16 protein-coding genes are annotated in these 21091 nt (G+C 50.0%); 12 read left to right on the top strand and 4 right to left on the bottom strand.

The features are described 5' to 3' along the window. Positions 1–199 precede the first annotated feature (199 nt). Positions 200–2875: an MGH1-like glycoside hydrolase domain-containing protein gene (locus EHT87_RS01360; RefSeq protein WP_124905947.1), complete on the top strand. Its 2676-nt coding sequence runs from the start codon at positions 200–202 to the stop codon at positions 2873–2875. 66 nt (positions 2876–2941) lie between these two features. Here the strand turns inward: EHT87_RS01360 and EHT87_RS01355 are convergent, their stop codons facing one another. Further along, entirely contained in the window at positions 2942–3310 is a 369-nt protein-coding gene (locus EHT87_RS01355; RefSeq protein ID WP_124903095.1) for a hypothetical protein, read from the bottom strand. A gap of 295 nt (positions 3311–3605) precedes the next feature. On the opposite strand from EHT87_RS01355, the gene EHT87_RS01350 reads away from it, so the two are divergent. After that, positions 3606–5762 (top strand): tetratricopeptide repeat protein, encoded by a 2157-nt coding sequence (locus EHT87_RS01350; protein ID WP_124903093.1) that lies wholly within the window; start codon positions 3606–3608, stop codon positions 5760–5762. 143 nt (positions 5763–5905) lie between these two features. Then, a complete protein-coding gene (locus EHT87_RS01345) occupies positions 5906–6340 on the top strand; it encodes a DoxX family protein (RefSeq protein WP_124903091.1) in 435 nt (144 codons plus the stop codon). A gap of 6 nt (positions 6341–6346) precedes the next feature. On the opposite strand, the gene EHT87_RS01340 is transcribed toward EHT87_RS01345, so the two are convergent. Continuing rightward, complete coding sequence (locus EHT87_RS01340) at positions 6347–7276, bottom strand: AraC family transcriptional regulator (RefSeq protein WP_124903089.1); 930 nt, start codon at positions 7274–7276, stop codon at positions 6347–6349. Positions 7277–7499: 223 nt separating this feature from the next. Here EHT87_RS01340 and EHT87_RS01335 point away from each other — a divergent pair, with 223 nt between their 5' ends. The 7 genes from EHT87_RS01335 (at position 7500) to EHT87_RS01305 (ending at position 13215) form a co-directional block, all read left to right on the top strand. Then, positions 7500–9038 carry an aldehyde dehydrogenase family protein gene (locus tag EHT87_RS01335; protein ID WP_124903087.1) on the top strand — a complete coding sequence of 513 codons (1539 nt, stop codon included), beginning with the start codon at positions 7500–7502 and terminating at the stop codon, positions 9036–9038. A 99-nt stretch (positions 9039–9137) separates the two neighbouring features. Next, on the top strand, positions 9138–9521 hold the full coding sequence (locus tag EHT87_RS01330) for a DUF779 domain-containing protein (protein ID WP_124903085.1): 384 nt from the start codon (positions 9138–9140) through the stop codon (positions 9519–9521). 142 nt (positions 9522–9663) lie between these two features. Next, a complete protein-coding gene (locus tag EHT87_RS01325; protein WP_124903083.1) occupies positions 9664–10542 on the top strand; it encodes a cell division protein FtsX in 879 nt (292 codons plus the stop codon). Positions 10543–10600: 58 nt separating this feature from the next. Next, entirely contained in the window at positions 10601–10804 is a 204-nt protein-coding gene (locus tag EHT87_RS01320) for a DUF3098 domain-containing protein (RefSeq protein ID WP_229320783.1), read from the top strand. Beyond that, positions 10801–11580 carry an undecaprenyl-diphosphate phosphatase gene (locus tag EHT87_RS01315; protein ID WP_124903079.1) on the top strand — a complete coding sequence of 260 codons (780 nt, stop codon included), beginning with the start codon at positions 10801–10803 and terminating at the stop codon, positions 11578–11580. Before EHT87_RS01320 ends, EHT87_RS01315 begins: the two co-directional genes overlap by 4 nt. Before the next feature lie 4 nt (positions 11581–11584). Continuing rightward, positions 11585–12283, top strand: a complete 699-nt coding sequence (gene truB, locus EHT87_RS01310; RefSeq protein WP_124903077.1) for a tRNA pseudouridine(55) synthase TruB — start codon at positions 11585–11587, stop codon at positions 12281–12283. Then, entirely contained in the window at positions 12280–13215 is a 936-nt protein-coding gene (locus tag EHT87_RS01305; protein WP_124903075.1) for a bifunctional riboflavin kinase/FAD synthetase, read from the top strand. The genes truB and EHT87_RS01305 overlap by 4 nt, the downstream gene beginning before the upstream one ends. A gap of 96 nt (positions 13216–13311) precedes the next feature. On the opposite strand, the gene pheA is transcribed toward EHT87_RS01305, so the two are convergent. Both pheA and EHT87_RS01295 read right to left on the bottom strand, forming a co-directional pair. Beyond that, positions 13312–14388, bottom strand: coding sequence for a prephenate dehydratase (gene pheA, locus EHT87_RS01300; protein ID WP_185716165.1), 1077 nt, complete (start codon positions 14386–14388; stop codon positions 13312–13314). A gap of 682 nt (positions 14389–15070) precedes the next feature. Further along, complete coding sequence (locus tag EHT87_RS01295; RefSeq protein WP_124903071.1) at positions 15071–16963, bottom strand: DNA topoisomerase IV subunit B; 1893 nt, start codon at positions 16961–16963, stop codon at positions 15071–15073. A 320-nt stretch (positions 16964–17283) separates the two neighbouring features. On the opposite strand from EHT87_RS01295, the gene EHT87_RS01290 reads away from it, so the two are divergent. After that, positions 17284–19872, top strand: coding sequence for a polysaccharide biosynthesis/export family protein (locus EHT87_RS01290; RefSeq protein WP_124903069.1), 2589 nt, complete (start codon positions 17284–17286; stop codon positions 19870–19872). 124 nt (positions 19873–19996) lie between these two features. Continuing rightward, positions 19997–21019, top strand: a complete 1023-nt coding sequence (locus EHT87_RS01285) for a hypothetical protein (RefSeq protein WP_229320782.1) — start codon at positions 19997–19999, stop codon at positions 21017–21019. The last annotated feature ends 72 nt before the right edge of the window (positions 21020–21091 follow it).

The following is a 21091-nucleotide window of genomic DNA, read 5'->3' as shown; positions in this document are numbered from 1 at the left end:
TGGTTGACAAAGAACCGCCGGTGGACGTATTTTGGACCGAAAAAAGCAAAAATAATAGCCGTTACAGGATACCAATTTTGGATCTGAACACTAAATTAAGGCGATAAATGACTTCATACCAGTTTATTCGTCTAACTTGTATACGAAGAGTTTTGCCGTAACACTGTACTTGAAGCTTCACATGGAATACAACCTCAAGATGGAAAATAGCATCGAACGCGAACGCATTTATACCCGCGCCGATAACAAAGGGTGGAAGAAATGGGGACCTTATCTGTCGGAACGCTCCTGGGGCACCGTCCGCGAAGACTATAGTGTCCACGGCAATGCCTGGGGTTTTATTACCCACGATATGGCCCGCTCCCGCGCCTATCGGTGGGGAGAAGACGGTATTGGGGGACTTTCTGACAATAAGGGGCACGTTTGCTTCGCTCTGGCGTTCTGGAATCACAGTGACAGCATCATTAAAGAACGGCTTTTTGGCCTGACCGGGCCGGAAGGCAACCACGGAGAGGATGTGAAGGAAATGTACTATTACCTGGATAGTACGCCAACGCATTCGTACATGAAAATGCTGTACAAGTATCCACAACAGCCTTTTCCTTACAGCCGTCTGGTGGACGAAGGCCGTCGCCGAAACCGGCTGGAGCCGGAGTTCGAACTGGTGGACACCGGCATTTTTGATTCGAACCAGTATTTCGACATTTTCATCGAATACGCTAAAAACAACGAGAACGATATTCTCATAAAAATTACGGCCCATAATCGCTATACCAAAGCCGCCAAACTTACCATGCTGCCCACGCTCTGGTTCCGGAATACGTGGTCGTGGGGGTATGAGCAATATGCCTACAAACCCATTCTGAACGGCATTGCGACAACCCAGATCGCAGTCGATCACAAGCTGTTGGGCAAGTATAAGCTGTATTGCGAAGAGGCCGACGAGTTGCTTTTTTGCGAAAACGAAACCAATACCGAACGGCTGTACGGTATTCCGAACGAGTCGCTTTTTTGCAAGGATGGTATCAACGACTACATCATTTCGGGAGAAAAAAAACACGTCAATCCGAATCAAATTGGTTCAAAAGCTTCAGCGCGGTATGTCCGGACGGTTCCAGCCGGTGATTCAGTAACGATTCGGTTGCGGTTTAGTCAGGATACGCACATCAGCCAGCCCTTTGCGGATTTCGATCCTATTTTCAATGAAAGACTCCGGGAAGCCGACGAGTTTTACGATCAGTTGCAAAACAACGTCACCGATCCCGAGTTGCGCATCATTCAGCGACAGGCCTACGCTGGGATGTTGTGGAACAAGCAATTCTACTATTACAACGTGAATGAGTGGCTGAAAGGCGATCCGAAAATGCCTACGCCCTTTCACGGGCGGGCCTACCAGCGTAACTCCGGCTGGCGGCATATGTATACCGCCAACATCCTGTCGATGCCTGACAAATGGGAATATCCCTGGTTTGCTGCCTGGGATTTGGCTTTTCATACGCTCACACTGGCCCGGCTCGACCCTAATTTTGCCAAGCGACAGCTGGCGGTCATCCTGCGGGAGTATTACATGCATCCCAATGGGCAAATACCGGCTTACGAGTGGAATTTCGGCGACGTGAATCCGCCCGTCCATGCCTGGGCCACATGGAAGGTCTACGAGATTGACCGGGATATGAACGGCAAAGGCGACATCAACTTTCTGGAACGGGTGTTTCACAAGCTGCTGCTCAACTTTACGTGGTGGGTAAACCGCAAAGACGTCAGCGGCAACAGCGTTTTCGGGGGCGGTTTCCTCGGTTTGGATAACATTGGGGTGTTCGACCGCAGCCAGCCCTTGCCGATGGGCGGTCACATTGAGCAGGCCGACGGAACGGGCTGGATGGCCATGTATACGCTGAACATGCTGCGGATTTCCTGCGAAATTGCGCTGACCCGCCCCACGTATCAGGATATGGCGTCCAAGTTTTTCGAACACTTCCTGCACATTGCCGCTGCCATGAAAAACCTGGGCGGACAAGGCATCAGCTTGTGGGACGAAGACGATCAGTTTTATTACGACGTTCTGCACACACCGGATAACGCCAGTATGCTATTGAAAATCCGCTCGATGGTGGGGCTGATTCCGCTGTTTGCGGTTGAGATTCTGGACGACAGTTTACTGGAAAAACTGCCGGATTTTAAACGCCGGGTCGAGTGGGTACTGACCAACCGCCCGGATCTGGCATCGATGATTTCGCGCTGGCACGAACCGGGTAAAGGCGCCACGCACCTGCTTTCGCTGCTGCGGGGTCACCGGATGAAAATGCTCCTCAAGCGGATGTTCGATGAAACGGAATTCCTGTCCGATTACGGTATCCGGGCGTTGTCGAAATACCACGGAGAAAAACCGTATGAGTTTAACCTGAACGGGGAGATTTTTCAGGTAAAATACGTCCCGAACGAATCGGAAACGAGCCTTTTTGGCGGTAATTCAAACTGGCGCGGGCCCATCTGGTTCCCTGTCAATTACCTGCTCATCGACTCGTTGCTCAAGTTTTACAATTATTACGGGGATGATTTCGAGATCGAATACCCGACGAATTCGGGTCAGGTGATGAGTATCAAGGAAGCAACGGTGCTGGTGGCCGAACGGCTGGTCAATATTTTCCGGCGTGATGAAAACGGCAAGATTCCGGCTTACAATGGCTACAAAAAATACCAGGACGATCCCCATTTCAAGGATATGCACCTGTTCTTCGAATATTTCCACGGCGATAACGGCAGCGGCCTTGGCGCCAATCACCAAACTGGCTGGACGGGTCTGGTTGCGGATCTGATCGAGTTCTTGTACCAACACCGGTTACAAAAAGAACCCGTACACGCGAAAGTGTTGTAAAAAAACGGTCAAAGGTTTAGGAAGACAGAAGTTTAAAACGCCTTCCTAAACCTTTGACCATCTAATTTACCGAACTTTAGGCGCGCATTTATACTGATACTGAAAGGTCGGTTTTGTAATTATAAGACTAGTCGCTTCTTTGGATGGCGCTATTTTGTTGCCTTTATAAAGGCAATCATCCCCTGCCGAAGAAATCTCATTTGGATCAAGCACGGCAGGCGCATCAGCGGCAGGAACAGCGCCGATGGGATCATTCGTTGTGGTATTGATGGTAACAAACAGTTGATAGCCACCCGAGCAACCGGCCAGCATGGCACTAATTTGTGAACAGGAATCAACCCGATAATGATCGGGCACGGTGCAACTTCCAAACACGCACGTTAAGAAAGTAAAACCTAAAAAAGTACGGGAAACTTGTGTGTAAATTGTTTTCATTTAGAATTGAGTTTAAGGGTTATTACGCAGCAAAGATAGATGTTCATTCAAGTTTCATACTATTTAATTATCAGACTCAATTAATTAGTATTCACTACTAAAAATAAATTTTGTATTATTTAATGATCCCCATCACAAATTAATCTTGAATTATACCCGCCAGAATTTCGCTTAAGTAAAATTCCCTTTCATTTTCCAGACGAACTGCCTGCTCAAAAGTACCGGCAGCTTACTTTTTTTGGCTCATAAAACCAAAAACTGTATCTTCACCTGCCCGTCCTAATAAAAGCCGCCAATGCCGAAACTTTTACGCCCTGCTAGTGTATTGTTGTGTTTTATCGTTTTTCAATCGATAGCAGGGAAGTCATTCGGGACGGTTTCTGATTTAAAACCGGATGCGGATTCCGTTTCGCGTTTAAACAATACCGCCATTAAACTGGCCCGGAACAAGAACTATTCCGGCGCCCTGCAACTGCTGCAACGGGCTTCTGCCGGTCGCCCTTCCGATACACTGCTTTACAATCAGGCCATTATCCTGAGTCGTTTGAAACGGTATGAAGAAGCCAATCAACTCCTGCAACAAATCCCGGCTTTTCCGCACGCACAGGCCAATCAAGGCATATTTTTTTGCATGAGTGGCGATGTTAAAGTGGGTATGGCTTTGCTGGAGACGGCCTCCGGTGGCAAAGGAGCCGATAAAGTATCCTTCAATCGGGCCGTTGCGCATCTTCACGCCGGCGAATTTGAAGAAGCCCATCGGCTGGCTGCGGAGGTAGTTCGGATGCGACCCGGCGAAGCGGTTTACCGGCTGGTTAAAGGCGATGCGTTGCTGGGTTTAGGAAAATACCGGGAAGCACTTCGCGCGTATGAGGCCGCTGAAAAAGAGCCGGAACTCACCCACATGCTGCCGGTTCGGATCGGGAATGCACTCCTGGGGCTGAAGCAGTATGAAGAAGCTGCCGAAAAGTTTACCAATTATCTGCTGTCGGGCGACCGTACGTTTCAGGCTTCCGCCCGCTTCGGCCTGGCGAATGCCTTGTATGGTCAGAAAGAATTTACCAAAGCCGTAGCCGAATACCGCCGGGCAGTGCAGTTTCGTCCCCAGTGGATTCAGGCCCGCACGGGCCTTGGCAACGCCCTATGCAGCATTCGCGATTACCGCTCAGCCCGAATTGAGTTTGAAACCGCGCTGGCTTTAGACCCTGATAACCAGCACATTCACCTCGGCCTGGGTGTCGTTAGCCACCGGCAGGGTTTACACGAGGAAGCGATGGAACATTTTGCCCAGGCACCGGACTTATTCAATGAAAAAGAAAAAGACCTGGCCGATTGCTTTCTGAGTCGTGGACTTACGCACCTGGAATTGAATCAGTTAGACACGGCTTTGGTGAATTTAAATACCGCCATGCGGTTGAACAAAGACCACCCGGCGGCTTACGCAGGCGCTAGTGAGGTGTATCGGAAAAAAGATAGTTACCGCTACACCTTAGTGTATTTGGAAAAAGCCATCCGCTTGTCTCCGCAAAACGATCGCATGCTGACCAACAAGGGAAACATGTATTTAAAGTCCGGAAATATGGAAGAAGCCTATGACAATTTTTCCTGGGCGCTACACCATAACCGACTGAATCTGAATGCGTTGAATGGACTATCCATTTCATTACTGGAAAAAGACCGCATTGAACAGGCCGAATCGGTGCTCGACAGTGTCATCAACCGGGGGCATCACAAAGCGTTTCTGTACAATAACCGGGGAATTGTTCGGTCGTATCTGGCCCTGAAACACGAAAAACAGAAGGATTTTCACAACGCGAAACAATACTATTATCGCTCCGTTCGCGATTACGAGCGGTCGCGCGACCTTGACTCAACCCATAAAACGTACTTCAATAATTTAGGAAACGTTTATAAAAACACGGAAGAATTCGACAAAGCCATTACGAGTTACCTGGGTCACCTGGACAAAAGTGCCATCAATAATTTGGGCGTACTGTATGCACGCAATGGAAAAGGCGAGTTTGGGCGGCATTACCTGGACATTGCCATGACGATTGATTCGGCCAGTATGGTCTACCAGTTTAACCGCTACAAGGTTTATAAAGAGTATTTTAAGGACTCGCTGGCAAAACGACCGGATATTATTCAGGCTCAGAATTTGATGCCAACGAACTCAATCAGTTCAAAATATAGCAAAGACGGTTACATCAATATTTATCTCTACGACTACGATTTCGACCGCTACGAGTTTCCGGGCGATCACTATTTTCCCGTTCAGACTGACGCGCCAACCCCACCGGATTACCGGCCGCTGGACGACCTGCTGTCGATGGAAATCATCGTTACGCCTTCTAAAGCCAAAGCCCCGGAACCGATCCGGCTCACCAGCAAACGGATGCCCAAACCCCGGCGATCCCGGCTGGCAGGAAGCACAAAGTGCCCCAAAATTATTTAATCGGCAAGCAATCCCGCCATTTATGCCAATCACTCACCCATTCGCTGAGAGGGTCTCATTCCATAAAAAATATCACAACTAAATCTTGCTTTTGTCTAATAAAAATACCTAACTTAGGCTAGTTATACCAAAAAAGCTAAGCCATGAATGTTCTACAACGGGTTGAACACTGGGGTGATACACACCATCCCGCCTGGATTGACGCTCTTCGCATTATGCTGGGAATTATCCTGTTCCTGAAAGGAATTAGTTTCATTGGTGACACCACGTATCTTTCCTCGCTCGTTGGCGGCAGCCGGTTTGGGTTGACACCGGTTATTCTGGTTCACTACGTAGCGTTCGCCCATCTGGTGGGCGGTTTGCTGATCGCCTGCGGTTGCCTGACACGGCTGGCCATTCTGGCTCAATTACCGATTCTGGTGGGAGCGGTTTTTTTCATCAACATCAGCAAAGGCTTCTCCGCGCTGAATTCGGAACTTTGGTTATCGATCGTTGTGCTGGGGCTGATGTTGCTTTTTCTGGTGGTCGGTTCCGGCAAGTTCTCAATGGATGACTACATGCGCCGGCACGAGCACTAAAACCGCTTACGACAATTGCTGCTTATACTGACGGGGGCTGATGCGTTCGACGGTTCGGAAGGCACTGCTAAAATGCGTCAGGCTGTTGAAGCCAGATTCATAACAGGCATCCGTTATCGACTTGGCCGGATTGCTTAAAATCTGTTTGGCCAGCCGGATGCGTTCCTGAAGAATAAACTGGATCGGCGAAATGCCAAGTTCATTTTTGAACAACCGAAAAAAATGCGACTTGGATAAACAGGCCTGATTGGACAATTCTTCGATCGCCAATGCCTTCGTCAGATTGTTGCGAATATACTCCACCACAAAGGCCAGCCGGTGCGAACTCATGTATTTCCGCGCCTGATCGACCAGCACCCGCCGGGCCTGCGTCTGCATGAGCCGCACGATCAGTTCTTCCAGCGAGTTATGAATGAAGAACGGTTTCAACACATTGTTTTCCCGGTAAAGCCGGATGATTTTATCGATCAGTGAGCTGATTTCGAAGTTGTTCTGTAAATGATAATTATTGGTATTCACTTCCCACACTTCGCTCGGCTCACAACGCGGGTATTCTTCATTCAGGTGGTTGACCGTCTGCTGAATAAATTCGTCTGAAATCGTCAGCGCAAGGCAGCGCGTTGGCGACTGAAGCGTGGCTTCCGGAAAGTCAATTTTCATCGGCTTGTTGGCCGGTAAAACCAGCGATTCACCGGGCAGGTAGTCGAACGGTTTCAGCGCATCGATGTGCATTACCTTCTTTCCTGTCAACATGCTGGTCAGAACCGGAGAATCAAATGTTAGTTCCACCAGTTGCGCCCGCTGAAAGGTTTCATACAGATGCAACTCGGCCACATCATGGCTTAATGTCAGTTTATTTTCGACAAGTGCATCCAAACGGCCACCCCAGGCCGGTAAGGCGTCCGAATTCGACAATGACTTTCTTCCCGATGACATAAATTACTGGTTCTATTCAGTTTACAAATCCGATTCCGGGTCGGTTGGCTCCCAAAAACCGGTCCCCTTTCGGGCGTTTCTCTTTTTTGAATCGCTATTCTTTACAAGCATAAAGAGATCATAGCGCAAGTTTTTGAGACAATACCGAAAAAACTTTAGAACGATTTCGGCAAAATTTGTCACAATTCAAATTTAGAAAATCAGTTTAACATATTCTTATTCCATGGAAACCTTAGAAGCACCCGTGGCCACCCGCCCGGCTACCCAACTGGAACGACCGCAATTCAAGAATCAGTATGAAAACTTTATTGGTGGCAAGTGGGTGCCGCCCGTCGGTGGTGAATACTTTGAAAATAATTCACCCATCGACGACAGCCTGATTTCGCGAATGCCCCGTTCAAAAGCCGCCGACGTTGAGTTGGCGGTCGATGCGGCCCACAAAGCGTTTGCGACCTGGTCGCGCACGTCGGCCACCGAACGCAGCAATATTTTATTGAAAATAGCCGACATTGTTGAGAAAAATCTCGAATTCCTGGCCCGGGTCGAAACCGTCGAAAACGGCAAGGCCGTCCGGGAAACGATGGCCGCCGACTTGCCCCTGGTAGTCGATCACTTCCGGTATTTTGCCGGCGTCATCCGGGCCGAAGAAGGATCAGTTTCGGAACTGGACGCCGATACGGTTTCGATGATTATCAAAGAGCCGATTGGCGTAGTGGCCCAGATCATTCCGTGGAATTTTCCGCTGCTGATGGCCACCTGGAAACTCGCTCCGGCCCTAGCCGCGGGCTGCTGTGTGGTGTTGAAACCCGCCGAACAAACGCCAACCTCAATTCTGGTCCTGATGGAGTTGATCGAAAACGTCGTTCCTCCCGGCGTCATCAACGTCATCAACGGTTTCGGGCCGGAAGCGGGAAAACCGCTGGCCCAATCGAAACGGATCGCCAAAGTGGCTTTCACGGGCGAAACCACCACCGGCCGGCTGATTATGCAATACGCGTCGGAAAACCTGATTCCGGTTACGATGGAACTCGGTGGCAAATCGCCCAATATTTTCCTGCCATCGATCATGGATGCCGACGATGCGTTTTTCGATAAGTGCATCGAAGGGGCCGTCATGTTCGCGCTCAACCAGGGCGAAATCTGCACCTGTCCGTCCCGTTTACTGGTCCACGAAAGTATTTTCGACGGTTTTATGGAACGGGTGATCGAACGCACCAAAGCCATCAAACTGGGCCATCCGCTCGATACAACCACCATGATGGGCGCTCAGGCTTCCAATGACCAGTACGAAAAAATTCTGTCTTACATTGACATTGGCAAACAGGAAGGGGCCGAAATCATGACCGGCGGTGGTGCGGCCAAACTGAACAATGGGTTGGAAAATGGGTATTACATTGAGCCGACGATTTTCAAGGGCAACAATAAAATGCGGATTTTCCAGGAAGAGATTTTCGGTCCCGTGGTTTCGGCTACCACCTACAAAACCGTCGACGAAGCCATTGAAATGGCTAACGATACGCTGTATGGCTTGGGTGCGGGGGTCTGGACGCGCGACGCCCACGAGTTGTACCAGGTTCCGCGGGCCATTCAGGCGGGTCGGGTTTGGGTCAATTGCTATCATAATTATCCGGCGCACGCATCATTTGGCGGGTACAAGAAGTCGGGCTTTGGCCGTGAAAACCACCTGTCGATGCTCAACCACTACCGCCAGTCGAAAAACCTGCTGATTTCCTACAGCAAGAATAAACTGGGATTCTTTTAATCAATTGTGAATGAGCGAATGAGTGATTGAGTGAATAGCTGACGCCTGCTTTTTTATTCACTCAATCACTCATTCGCTCATTCACCCATTCACAAAAACATGGAAATATCACGCGTTGAGGTTACGAAGGCGGGCGAAATCATCATCGACAAACTGCGCCGGGAGCACGGCGAACTGATGTTCCACCAGAGCGGAGGGTGCTGTGATGGCTCTTCGCCCATGTGTTTTGAAAAAGGCGACTTCCTGATTGGCTCCTCCGACGTCTGGCTCGGCCAGATTCACGGCTGCGACTTTTATATGTCGGAAGATCAATTTGAATATTGGAAACATACCCAGCTGACTATCGACGTAACGCCCGGCCGGGGTGCCAGTTTTTCGCTCGAAATACCGCTTGGGGTTCGCTTCTTAATCCGATCGCGGCTGTTTGAACTGGAAGAAATGGACCAGCTAACGCCCATCCGCGTCGGTGTTGACCAGGAATAACGTTCCGAAAGACGCACCTAATTCTTAATTTTTCCTAAATCTCCCGTCTCTAAACGACAGAATGGGTTGGGGTTTGGGCAAAATCCGTATTTTTGTGACGGATGTCGGTATGGCGGGATGAAACTGCCCGACGGAGTTTTATATGGCTTCAAAAAAGAAAGTGGGTGCGTATCCGAGCGGGATGATTCTTTTCAGCCTGACTTCGGCTTTGTTTTTGATTGGCTTTTGCGGAATGCTCGTGCTGCAATCAAAGAAATTGGTACGCTACATCCGGGAAAACAACGAAGTGCGGGTGTTTCTGGACAAAGATCTGGATGCTGACAAGCTCGAAAAACTACACGCAGAAGTCATCAAAAAACCGTACGTGCTCTACAACGGCACGACTCCACAGGTTACTTTTGTCAGCAAGGACGTGGCCGCCAAGGAATTCATGGCCGACACCAAAGAAAACTTCACTAATTTCCTGAACGAAAATCCGCTCCGCGACAGCTACCGCATCAAGTTGCAGGAAGATTATTTTGAGGAATCCCGGCTTCAGGATGTGAAAGCCGACCTCGAAAGCGTCAACGGCGTTTTTGAAGTCATTTACCAGGAAAATATCGTCGATGAAATCAACAAAAACATCACCAAAATCTACATCATCATGTCGGTTTTTGCGGTGATTATGCTGGTCATCATCATCGTTCTGATGAATAATACCATCCGGCTGGCCCTGTATTCACAGCGGTTATTGATCCGGAGTATGCAGCTGGTTGGGGCCACGAACGGTTTCATTCAGCTTCCGTTTCTGCGTCGCGGAATGACGCAGGGCCTTTTAAGCGGTCTTATTGCGGCATCCCTCCTGTTTATTTTGTTGCAGGTTGCCCTCCGGAATATTGACGGTTTGGCCACCTTGCAGGAGCCCGAAAAAATTGCCTATTTGCTCGGGGCCGTTATTATTCTGGGCATTATTATCGGTTTAATCAGCACCTTCCAGGCCGTTCACCGGTATTTACGTTTATCCCTGGATGATTTATATTAATCCGCTGGATGGGTTTCTAACTTGTTTAACCATTCGGCCATTCAACCATTCTACGTATATGAACAAACTTCCCTTCGGACGCGCCAACTACACCCTGATGGTGATCGGCGTGGTCATTATTCTGCTTGGTTTTATCGTCATGAGCCTCGACACGGAAGAATTCGGCTTCGGTGCCCTGGGCCTCACCATCGGACCACTCATCGTAATGGGCGGTTTTATCCTTGAATTTTTTGCCATCCTGCGCCGACCAACGAATCAATGAGTTTACTCCACGCGATTATCCTTGCCATTATTGAAGGATTGACTGAGTTTTTGCCGGTATCGTCAACGGGCCACATGATTATTTATTCGTCACTGGTCGGCATCAGCAAGTCGGAATTCACCAAATTATACACGGTCAACATTCAGTTTGGCTGCATTATTTCGGTATTGGTTCTCTACCGACGCCGGTTTCTTCAAACAACCGACTTCTATTTCAAGCTTTTCGTCGCTTTCCTGCCAGCCGCCGTTATCGGTTTTCTGCTCAACGACTTTATCGATTCCCTGCTGGAAAACGTCACGGTTGTGGCCGTTACCTTGCTGCTGGGCGGTATTTTACTGATTTACATCGACCGGATTTTCAAGCAAATCCCGCGCGATTACGACGTTACGTTCCCCGAAGCGTTGAAAATCGGATTTTTCCAGTGCATCGCCATGATTCCCGGCGTCTCGCGCTCGGCCGCTACGATTATTGGCGGTATGACCCAGGGACTGACGCGGAAACAGGCCGCCGAATTTTCGTTCTTTCTGGCCGTTCCCACCATGGCAGCCGCATCGGGCTATAAACTGCTGAAAACCTACAAAACCATTCAATCCGACGACATTCAGATTCTGCTCATCGGTAACGTCATTGCGTTTATCGTCGGCCTGCTCGCCATTCGCGGCTTTGTCGGTTTTCTGACAAAATACGGTTTCAAAGTCTTTGGTTATTACCGCATTGCGCTCGGATTGTTACTGCTTGGATTACTGGCAGCTGGCGTAAAACTGGATATAGTCTGAGCCGATGGATCAACCCGACGAAGGTCAGCTAATTCTCATCGACAAACCGCTGACCTGGACATCATTCGACGTTGTCAAAAAGCTCAAGTTTGCCTGCAAATTCAAAAAAATTGGTCATGCCGGAACCCTCGATCCCCTGGCGACCGGTCTTCTGATTCTATGCACGGGTAAAATGACCAAGCAGATTGACAGTTACCAGGCGCAGGAGAAAGAATACACCGGTACGCTCGTGCTGGGAAAAACCACGCCTTCCGTCGATCTGGAAACCGAGTTCGATGCGGAATTCGATGTTTCCGGTATCACAATGGAAGCCATTCAAACCGCTGTTCAGCAATTAACCGGGGTTATCGACCAGATTCCGCCCATTTATTCGGCCGTTCGCGTCAACGGCGAACGACTCTACGAAAAAGCGCGACGGGGCGAAACCGCCGATAAAGTAGAAGGTGGAATTAAATCCCGTACCATTACGGTTTCTACATTTGAAGTCGACACCGACCGATTTCCCGAAATTGATTTCCGGATTGTTTGCTCAAAAGGGACATACATCCGTAGCTTAGTACGCGATTTCGGACTGTTTTTGCAGAATGGGGCTTATATGAAAGCCCTCCGCCGAACCCGCATTGGTGAATTTCGGATTGAAGAAGCCGACACCATCGACGGATTTATCAGCAAAAACCGCCCGGTTGAGCCATTACGTTCATGAAGATTTACCACGGAACCGATACGTTTCAACCCATCCCCAACGCCGTTGTCACCAGCGGTACGTTCGATGGCGTTCATTTAGGCCACCAGAAAATTTTAACCCGGCTCACGGAGATTGCCCGCCGGGGTGATCAGGCGGGCGAAACCGTCGTGCTAACTTTTTGGCCGCACCCGCGCACGGTGGTTTCCAACGACAGCCAGGGGCTGAAATTACTGTCGACTCTGGAAGAAAAAACCGAGTTGCTGGCCGCTGCGGGCGTCGACAATCTGGTGGTTATTCCCTTTACGCGTTCTTTTTCGGAGCTGTCATCGGCCGAATTTATCGAACAGATTCTGGTTGATAAAATCGGTACCAAGAAGCTCGTGATCGGGTATGATCATCATTTTGGCCGAAACCGGGAAGGCAGTTTTGAGTATCTACAGCAGCATGCCCCAGAATACGGTTTTGAGATCGAAGAAATTCCGCGTCAGGATGTGGAAGATGTGGGCGTCAGCTCGTCCAAAATCCGGACGGCTTTGCTGGATGGTGATCTGAAAACCGCTACCAAATTTCTGGGACGGCCTTACAGCCTGAGCGGAACCATCGTTAAAGGCCAGCAGCTGGGTCGCACCATCGGTTTTCCGACCGCCAACATTCAGGTCGATGACCCGAGCAAACTGGTTCCGGCCAACGGGATTTATGCCACCGAAGTCATTTACAAAGGCGAAAAGCTGGGCGGAGCTATGAGCATCGGCACCCGGCCCACCGTCGGCGGAACCTACCGCACCATCGAAGTTTTCATCTTTGACTTCAATCAGGAAATCTACGGCGAACACCTGACGGTTCGGTTTATCGAATACCTGCGCCCGGAATTGAAATACGATGGATTACCGGCTCTGGTCGTTCAGATGAAGCTGGATGTGGAGAAGGCAAAAACGATTCTAGGGATTTAGACAAAATCGTGATAAACAAGAGAGGGCGAATGTAAACCTACCCGGTTGGGAAACGCATTTACATTCGTCCTCTCTTGTTTGAAAATCAGCCGGTTGTCAACCCTGCGACCGCACGTAACTTCCCAGCCATTTGACATCCGCGCCGTGGTGTTCCAGAATTTCCTGAACGCCGGGGTCGTTGGCGTGGCCTTCAAATTCAATCAGAAACCAGTACTTGAAAGTCGCTCCCTCGCGTAGCGGACGACTTTCGATTTTGGTTAGATTGATGCTGCGGGCGTCGAACTCCTGCAGGAATTGCGCCAATACCCCCGGTTTGTTCGTATTTGGTAGTCGGGCCACGATGGTTGTTTTGTCATGGCCACTTTTTTGATTTGTGAAATCCTTCGCCAGCACCAGAAACCGGGTCCGATTGAGGTCGGTATCTTCGATGTTGTCGAACAAAACCGGCACGCCAAACAATTTGGAGGCAATATTGGAGCAAATCGCGGCCGCCCGGGGCTGTTGAGCAGCCAGTTTAGCGGCTTTCGAAGTCGACTCAACCGGCACCAGTTCGGCGGACAACCCGTCGAAATAATCCCGCAGAAATTTGCTGCACTGACCAAAAGCGATGTCTTTGGAATAAATGTGCGTGATTTCGCTCAGCACGTCGGTTTGGGTGGCAAACGTGAAGTGAATCGGAATTTGAGCTTCGGCCGCAATCAGCAGGTCTTTTTCAAACAGCAGATCGATGGTTTCGTTGACCACGCCCTCCTGGTTGTTTTCAATCGGCACGACGCCAAACCGCGAGCGACCGGTTTCGACACTTTCGAAAACCGAACGAATGTTGGGCAAGGCTATGTAGTCACTCATCGCGCCAAAGCGGCTTTCGGCAGCCTGGTGCGTAAAACTTCCTTCCGGCCCCAGGTAGGCGACCCGTTCCGGCATTTCCAGATTCCGCGAAACGGCGAAGATTTCCAGGTAAATGGCGTCGATGGCCGCCGGTGTCATGAGCCCGGTATTCAGCTGGTGCAGCCGATCCAGAATCTGCTTTTCGCGTTCGGGACGGTAAATGACTGATTTATTTGTCTTTTTCAATTCGCCAACCTGGCGGACCACTTCCATGCGTTGGTTCAGGAGTTGCAACAACTGGTCGTCGATGCCATCGATCTGCGTACGGAGGGATTCGAGCGTCACTTTCAAAAAATTAGGAGTAAAAAGTTCGAAACGGTTTGAAAATCGGGCCGTTTTTTGTCGGGTTAGGCTCATCAAATGAACCCAGCACACAATATTACCCAAAAAGCCGCAAAAATGTATTCGTAAACGATGAATCAACCATTCGAACCATTTTCCAACAACTATTTTTTACATCTGGAAACCCGGCAGGACGGTTTTTTATCGTTCTGAATCCGGTCGCGTTCATCCGGCAAACCGCTGCCCGGCCTGCCTACACCAATCGTATCTGTTTTGTGCCGATAAAATAAAGAGCAAGGCGATTAGCGTCCCTCCAAGCCCATCACATTCCGATTAGCCGGAATGCCGACGCCCAGATCCTGACCGCTGTTTTCAACGACAAGCGTTGGAAAAAGAGTGAAGCATGAAGAGTGATAAGTTAAAAATCAACCAGCAAACGTAAACCAACCGCATTGACAACCCGGACTTAACGCGTTGAAGGCGTTTGAATTAACCCCGGAGAGGTTGGCTGTTACGAGTTACCACCGAGCAGCCTCATGTGGTTAGTTAGCTCCGGAGGAGCGGTCTGAGAATGTTTTTAGACCGCTCCTCCGGAGCTAACCGGTATTTACTTTTCTTCTTTTCTATCAACAGACCGCCCTTCCAGGGCACAGCGGTCAACTCTTCATTCTTACCTCATCACGCCTTACTCCAGCACCAGGGCCACTTCCTCCATATCTTTCTCGATGCGGAGGTTGTCGATGATAAACCGCTGACGATCAGGGGTATTTTTACCCATGTAATAGCTGAGCAGCTTCGGAACCGATGTTTCTTTCTCCATAATGACCGGCTCCAGGCGCATGTTATCGCCAATGAACAGGCCAAATTCTTCCGGTGAAATTTCCCCCAAACCCTTAAAGCGCGTTATCTCCACTTTTTTACCGCCTTTCATCAATTTATCGGTAGCCTGCTGTTTTTCCTGTTCCGAATAACAATAAATCGTCTCCTTGTGATTTTTCGGATTCCGAACCCGGAACAGTGGGGTTTCCAGAATGTAAAGGTGACCATTCCGAACCAGATCCGGAAAAAATTGCAGGAAAAAAGTCATCAGCAACAGCCGGATGTGCATTCCATCGACGTCGGCATCGGTGGCTACCACAATGCGATTGTAGCGCAGCGTCTCCAGACCGTCTTCAATGTCGAGTGCGTGTTGCAGCAGATTGAACTCTTCGTTTTCATACACCACTTTCTTAGTCAGCCCGAAACAGTTCAGCGGTTTTCCGCGCAGACTGAATACCGCCTGGTTTTGCACATTCCGCGATTTGGTGATGGAACCACTGGCCGAATCGCCTTCCGTGATAAAGAGCGTGGTGTTATAGCGGTCGTCGGATTTAGCATCAGGCAGGTGATTCCGACAATCGCGCAGTTTTTTATTGTGCAGGTTGGCTTTTTTCGCCCGATCATTCGCCAGCTTTTTAATACCGGCCAGTTCCTTTCGTTCCCGCTCCGACTGCTCGATCCGCTTCTTGAGAGCTTCCCGCGTTTCGTTGTTCATGTGCAGGAAGTCGTCCAGCTGATTTTTCACGAAGTCGATCACAAACGAGCGAACCGTCGTGCTGTTGGAGTCGGGGGCCATGTTGATCGACCCCAGTTTGGTTTTGGTCTGCGACTCAAATACCGGTTCCTGCACCCGGATACTGATGGCCGAAATGATGGACGCCCGGATATCGGCAGCGTCATATTCTTTTTTGAAGTATTCGCGGATGGTTTTGACGAAGGCTTCGCGCAATGCCGCCAGGTGGGTTCCGCCCTGGGTCGTATACTGGCCGTTCACAAACGAATAATATTCTTCGCCATACTGGTTGCCGTGCGTCAGTGCGATTTCAATATCCGGCCCTTTGAGGTGGATGATCGGGTAACGCAACGCTTCTTCATCCGTCTTGTTGCGCAGCAAATCGAGCAGGCCGTTTTGGGAAACAAATTTCTGGCCATTGAAACTGATTGTCAGCCCCGCATTGAGGTAACAATAGTTCCAGATCATGTTTTCCAGAAACTGGGGAATGTAATGGAAATTCTTAAAAACCGTATTGTCCGGCTCGAAAACCACCAGTGTTCCGTTGCGCTGATTCGTGATTTCTTCCCCCTGACGAACCAGAATACCGCGTTCGAATTCGGCCCAGACGGTTTTTCCTTCCCGATACGACTGCACGCGGAACAAGGTCGAAAGGGCATTGACGGCTTTCGTACCGACGCCATTGAGGCCAACCGACTTCTGAAATGCGCCCGAATCGTATTTCCCCCCCGTGTTGATTTTGGATACGACATCGACCACTTTACCGAGCGGAATGCCCCGGCCATAATCACGCACTTCGACACGGTGGTCGGTCACTTTAATGTCGATGAGCTTTCCGTTGCCCATGACGTGTTCATCGATACAGTTGTCAACTACTTCCTTGATCAGTACATAAATACCATCATCCGCAGCCGACCCGTCGCCGAGTTTGCCGATGTACATTCCGGGCCGAAGCCGGATGTGTTCCCGCCAGTCGAGCGACCGGATGCTGTCTTCTGTGTACTGAACCTGATTACTGTCTGCCATAGGACTGTTAAACTAATTTTTAGGTCAGAAAACACCGGAAGAACCGTTTTCCAGAGCAGAAGTCGGCCCTGTACAGTTCATCGTATGTTCGCAAAATATGAAATTTTAACCTTTAAAAAGAAAATGTTTAAAAAGTAGTAAAAGTTCGTTTACTTTGTAGCGCAAAGTGCGTTAAAAACCGTCAATGCACGATTTACTACCGACAGCAAACAAAAGCAAATGAGATTGAGCGCCTAAAAGCGGCCGTATACTTTCTTAAAAATATGCAAAAATCTCCACATTTACGTTGTTTTAGCTCAAATTTTTTCGCCTACTCTTCGATGCAATTTTTCCGTAAAACCATTCTTGGTGTACTGCTGGTCTGCACTGGCCTAAATGCGTCTGCTCAGGTCATTCAGGCCCCTTCTGCGCCTTCAGCCCCAGCATCGGCCCCGGCTACAATCCCGTCCGGCGTACCGCGCCCCACGCAAGGTCAGGCTCCGGCAGGCCAAACTCAGGGCCTGCCCGGCAACGCTCCCCGCAGCCAGCAACAAGGCACTACGGGAACCAACCAACAAGGAACCCGCGGCCAGCAGGGCGCTACCGGAACGAACCAACAGGGCACCAACCAGCAGGGTACGCGCGGACAAGCCGGACAACAGGGAACCGGTACAACCCAGCAGGGACAGCAAACGGGCACCGATGCCAACGGCACCAAAAGTGCCAACGCCACGGATGAACCCAATCAGGATCAGGCCGACGCCCAGCTAAAAACGGAACAGGAACTGCTGCGCGACCGCGAACTGGCGGCCCAACGCCGTAAACTGTTCGGCTACCAGCTTTTCAATGACCCCGCCAACGGCAGTGTTTTTCAGCCCAATGTAAATATAGCAACACCGAAAGGGTATGTTGTAGGGCCGAATGACCAGTTGAACATCAACATCTACGGTTTTTCGGAAGCCACCTACCAGACCACGGTCAACCCCGACGGTTTTATCTACGTTCAGCGGGTAGGGCCCATTCACGTTTCGGGGCTCACCATCGAGCAGGCCAAAGGTCGTATTCTGGACCGCCTGTCGAAGATCTACGTTGGCTTGAAAAGTGGCCCTTACGGCCCGGCTAACACGTACATGGTGGTTACGCTGGGCGACATCCGCAGCATCCGGGTAACGGTTACGGGCGAGGCTGTCCGGCCCGGAACCTACACGGTTTCGTCTCTTTCCACGGCCATGAACGTCATTTATCAGGCCGGTGGCCCGAGCGAAATTGGTTCATTCCGGAATGTGCAGGTCATCCGCAGTAACCGGGTCGTGGCTTCAATTGACCTTTACGACTTCCTGACAACCGGTATTCAGCGGAATGACATTCGCTTGCAGGATAACGATAACATCCGTTTCCAGACGTTCAAATCCCACGTTGAAATCAACGGATCGACCAAACGAAATAACATTTTTGAAATGCTGCCCGGCGAACCAATGTCCCGCTTGCTGGAACTGGCCGGTGGATTCAGCAGCAATGCCTATAAAGCGCGTATCAAGGTCACCCGTTTTACCAATCGCGAGTTGAAGGTGATCGATGTAGTGGAGTCCGAATTTCCGAATTTCCCCATGGAAGATGGTGACCAGGCAGTGGTTGAAGCCGTTTTGATTCGGTACGAAAACCAGGTCGGGATTCAGGGGGCCGTTTTTCGGCCGGGCATTTATTCGCTGGATCAAAACAAAACCCTGAAGCAGCTGATTACCAGCGCCGAGGGGCTGAAAGGTGAGGCATTTATCGGTCGGATTCAGATTGTACGTACCCGCGAGGATATGGCAATCGAAAATATCTCTTTAAATTTGGCAGATATTATAAACGGCAGTAAACCGGATGTGGAGTTGAAACGCGAAGATCAGGTCATTATTCCTTCCCGGTTCGAGATGGCTGAATTTGCCGAAATCAGTATTACCGGTGAAGTAATTACCCCCATCGAGGCCACGCCCTACGTTGCCAATATGACGCTTGAAGATTTGATTCTCCGGGCGGGTGGCTTGAAAGAGTCGGCTGCCGCTGCGCAGATTGAGGTTGTCCGCCGGAAGAAAGATGTCGATATCAACTCGAAATCGGCCCAGGTTTCCGAAATTTTCCGATTCAACGTCGACCGTGATCTGAGCATTAAATCGACCGACAGCAATTTTCCGTTGTTTCCCTACGATCAGGTAATTGTGCGCCGGTCGCCGAATTACCGCATCCAGACGTTTGTCAATGTTGAAGGTGAGGTCGTTATGCCCGGTGAATATCCGGTAATTACCAAAGATCAGCGGATTTCGGATCTGGTTAAAATGGCGGGCGGTATTACGCCTTTTGCGTATGTTCAGGGCGCCACACTGGTCCGGGAAATTCGGCTCAGCGAAGCCGAAAAGCAATTACGGCAGCAAACCATTACGGAATTGGCCGACGACAGCCCCAAAGCGGTTGTGGCCCCCGAAGTAACGTCCCAGGAGACGCAGCAGCTGATCGGCATCAGTTTACAAAAAATTCTGAGCAACCCCGGCTCGCTGGAAGATATGATTTTGCAGGAAGGCGACATCCTGCGGATTCCGAAACAACTGGAAACCGTACGGGTTGGTGGAGAGGTGCTGTTGCCAACAACGGCGAAATACCGCAGAGGTCAAACCTTTCAGGATTACATTTCCCAGGCGGGTGGTTTTACAAGCCGGTCGGCGCGGAAAAGAGCCTATGTCGTATACGCCAACGGGTCTGCCGATCGTACGCGCCGGTTTGGCTTTTTTAACGTCTATCCCCGGGTTGAGCCAGGTTCCGAAATCATTGTTCCTCAATCGACCAAGGGTGAGCTGACACCGTTGCAGATTATCCAAAGCACAACCGGGATTGCCGGCTCGATCATCGGATTGGTGACTACCTTAGTAGCCTTAAGAGCATTATCCAGATAATAACGGTCAATCAGTTTATATGGAAACCATTGATTCAAGAAACACAGACAAAAATCAGCTGCCTCCCGATCAGATATCGCCCAAGGTCGTTGTAAACCGGGTTATTTTATTCAAGAATCAACTGATGCGCAGTTGGAAACTGCTGGCCATCTTTATGGTGATTGGCGGGGCCATTGGTTTCATCATCGATTTGAATCTGGACAAGCGCCCTACTTACACGGGTTACATTACCTTCAACCTCGGTGGCGGTTCAAGCCAGGGCGGGATGGGCGAACTGGGCAACCTGGCCGGGATGTTTGGTCTGGGCGGTGGTGCTCCGGACGCCAACATCTTTACGGGTGAAAACTTCATGTACTACGTGGTTTCCAAGCCTATCATCGCCCGGTCGCTGATGAAAGAAGTCGATACGACGGGCAATTTTACCCCGCTCGCCAAAACACCGTCTAACCACAAGGACCTGATGATCAATTACTACATCCGGAAAAGTGGGATTCAGGATGATGAGTGGGAGAAAGACGATACGTTGAAAAACTTTCGTTTTATCCGGGGAAAAGGGCTGAAAGAGTTCACAAAACTGGAAAATAAAGCGCTCGACGGCGTTTTCAACCGCATTAAAGGCGAAACCTCGATTGCCCAGCTCGATCGGAAATCATCGTTTCTGACTTTACGAACGGGTATGCACGCGGAAATGCTGGCCGCCACCTGGTTGAATGTCCTGCTGGAAACCGTGCAGGAGGATTTTACGGAAAAACAGAATCGTAAAACCAATGAAATGCTGAAGTTGATGGAAGCCCGGCGGGATTCGCTGGGGAGTGTACTGGGTCGCAATGATTCGAATCTGGCGCGCTATATCGATCAAAACCAGCAAATTGTCGTTGCGGAAGGGCAGCTTCAGCAATCGAAGTTAACGCGTAACTCCACGTTTCTGCAGCAACTTTACTACGGAGCCGTTCAAAGTGTGGACAACCTGAAGCTCAGCCTGATCAAGGAAGCCCCTTTGTTTACCATTGTTGAACCCGTATCGCTGCCCCTCTTCAAGGAAGCACACGAACCATTTGCCATGCAGGCCGGTTTACTGTTGGGCCTGATGCTGGGGTTAGTCTTTATATTCCTGAGACAGACCTATCAAAGCATCATGCAGAGCTAACGTCACGAATGACCCCGTGCGGAGCCGATAAACTGAATTTTGTTTCCGGCGCCGTTGGCCAGATCTCTGTCC

It is taken from the genome of Larkinella knui (assembly GCF_003858645.1).
In the GTDB taxonomy this organism is placed as follows: domain Bacteria; phylum Bacteroidota; class Bacteroidia; order Cytophagales; family Spirosomataceae; genus Larkinella; species Larkinella knui.
Note: the sequence above shows the minus strand (reverse complement) of the source record. Positions and strands in the feature narration are given on the sequence as shown.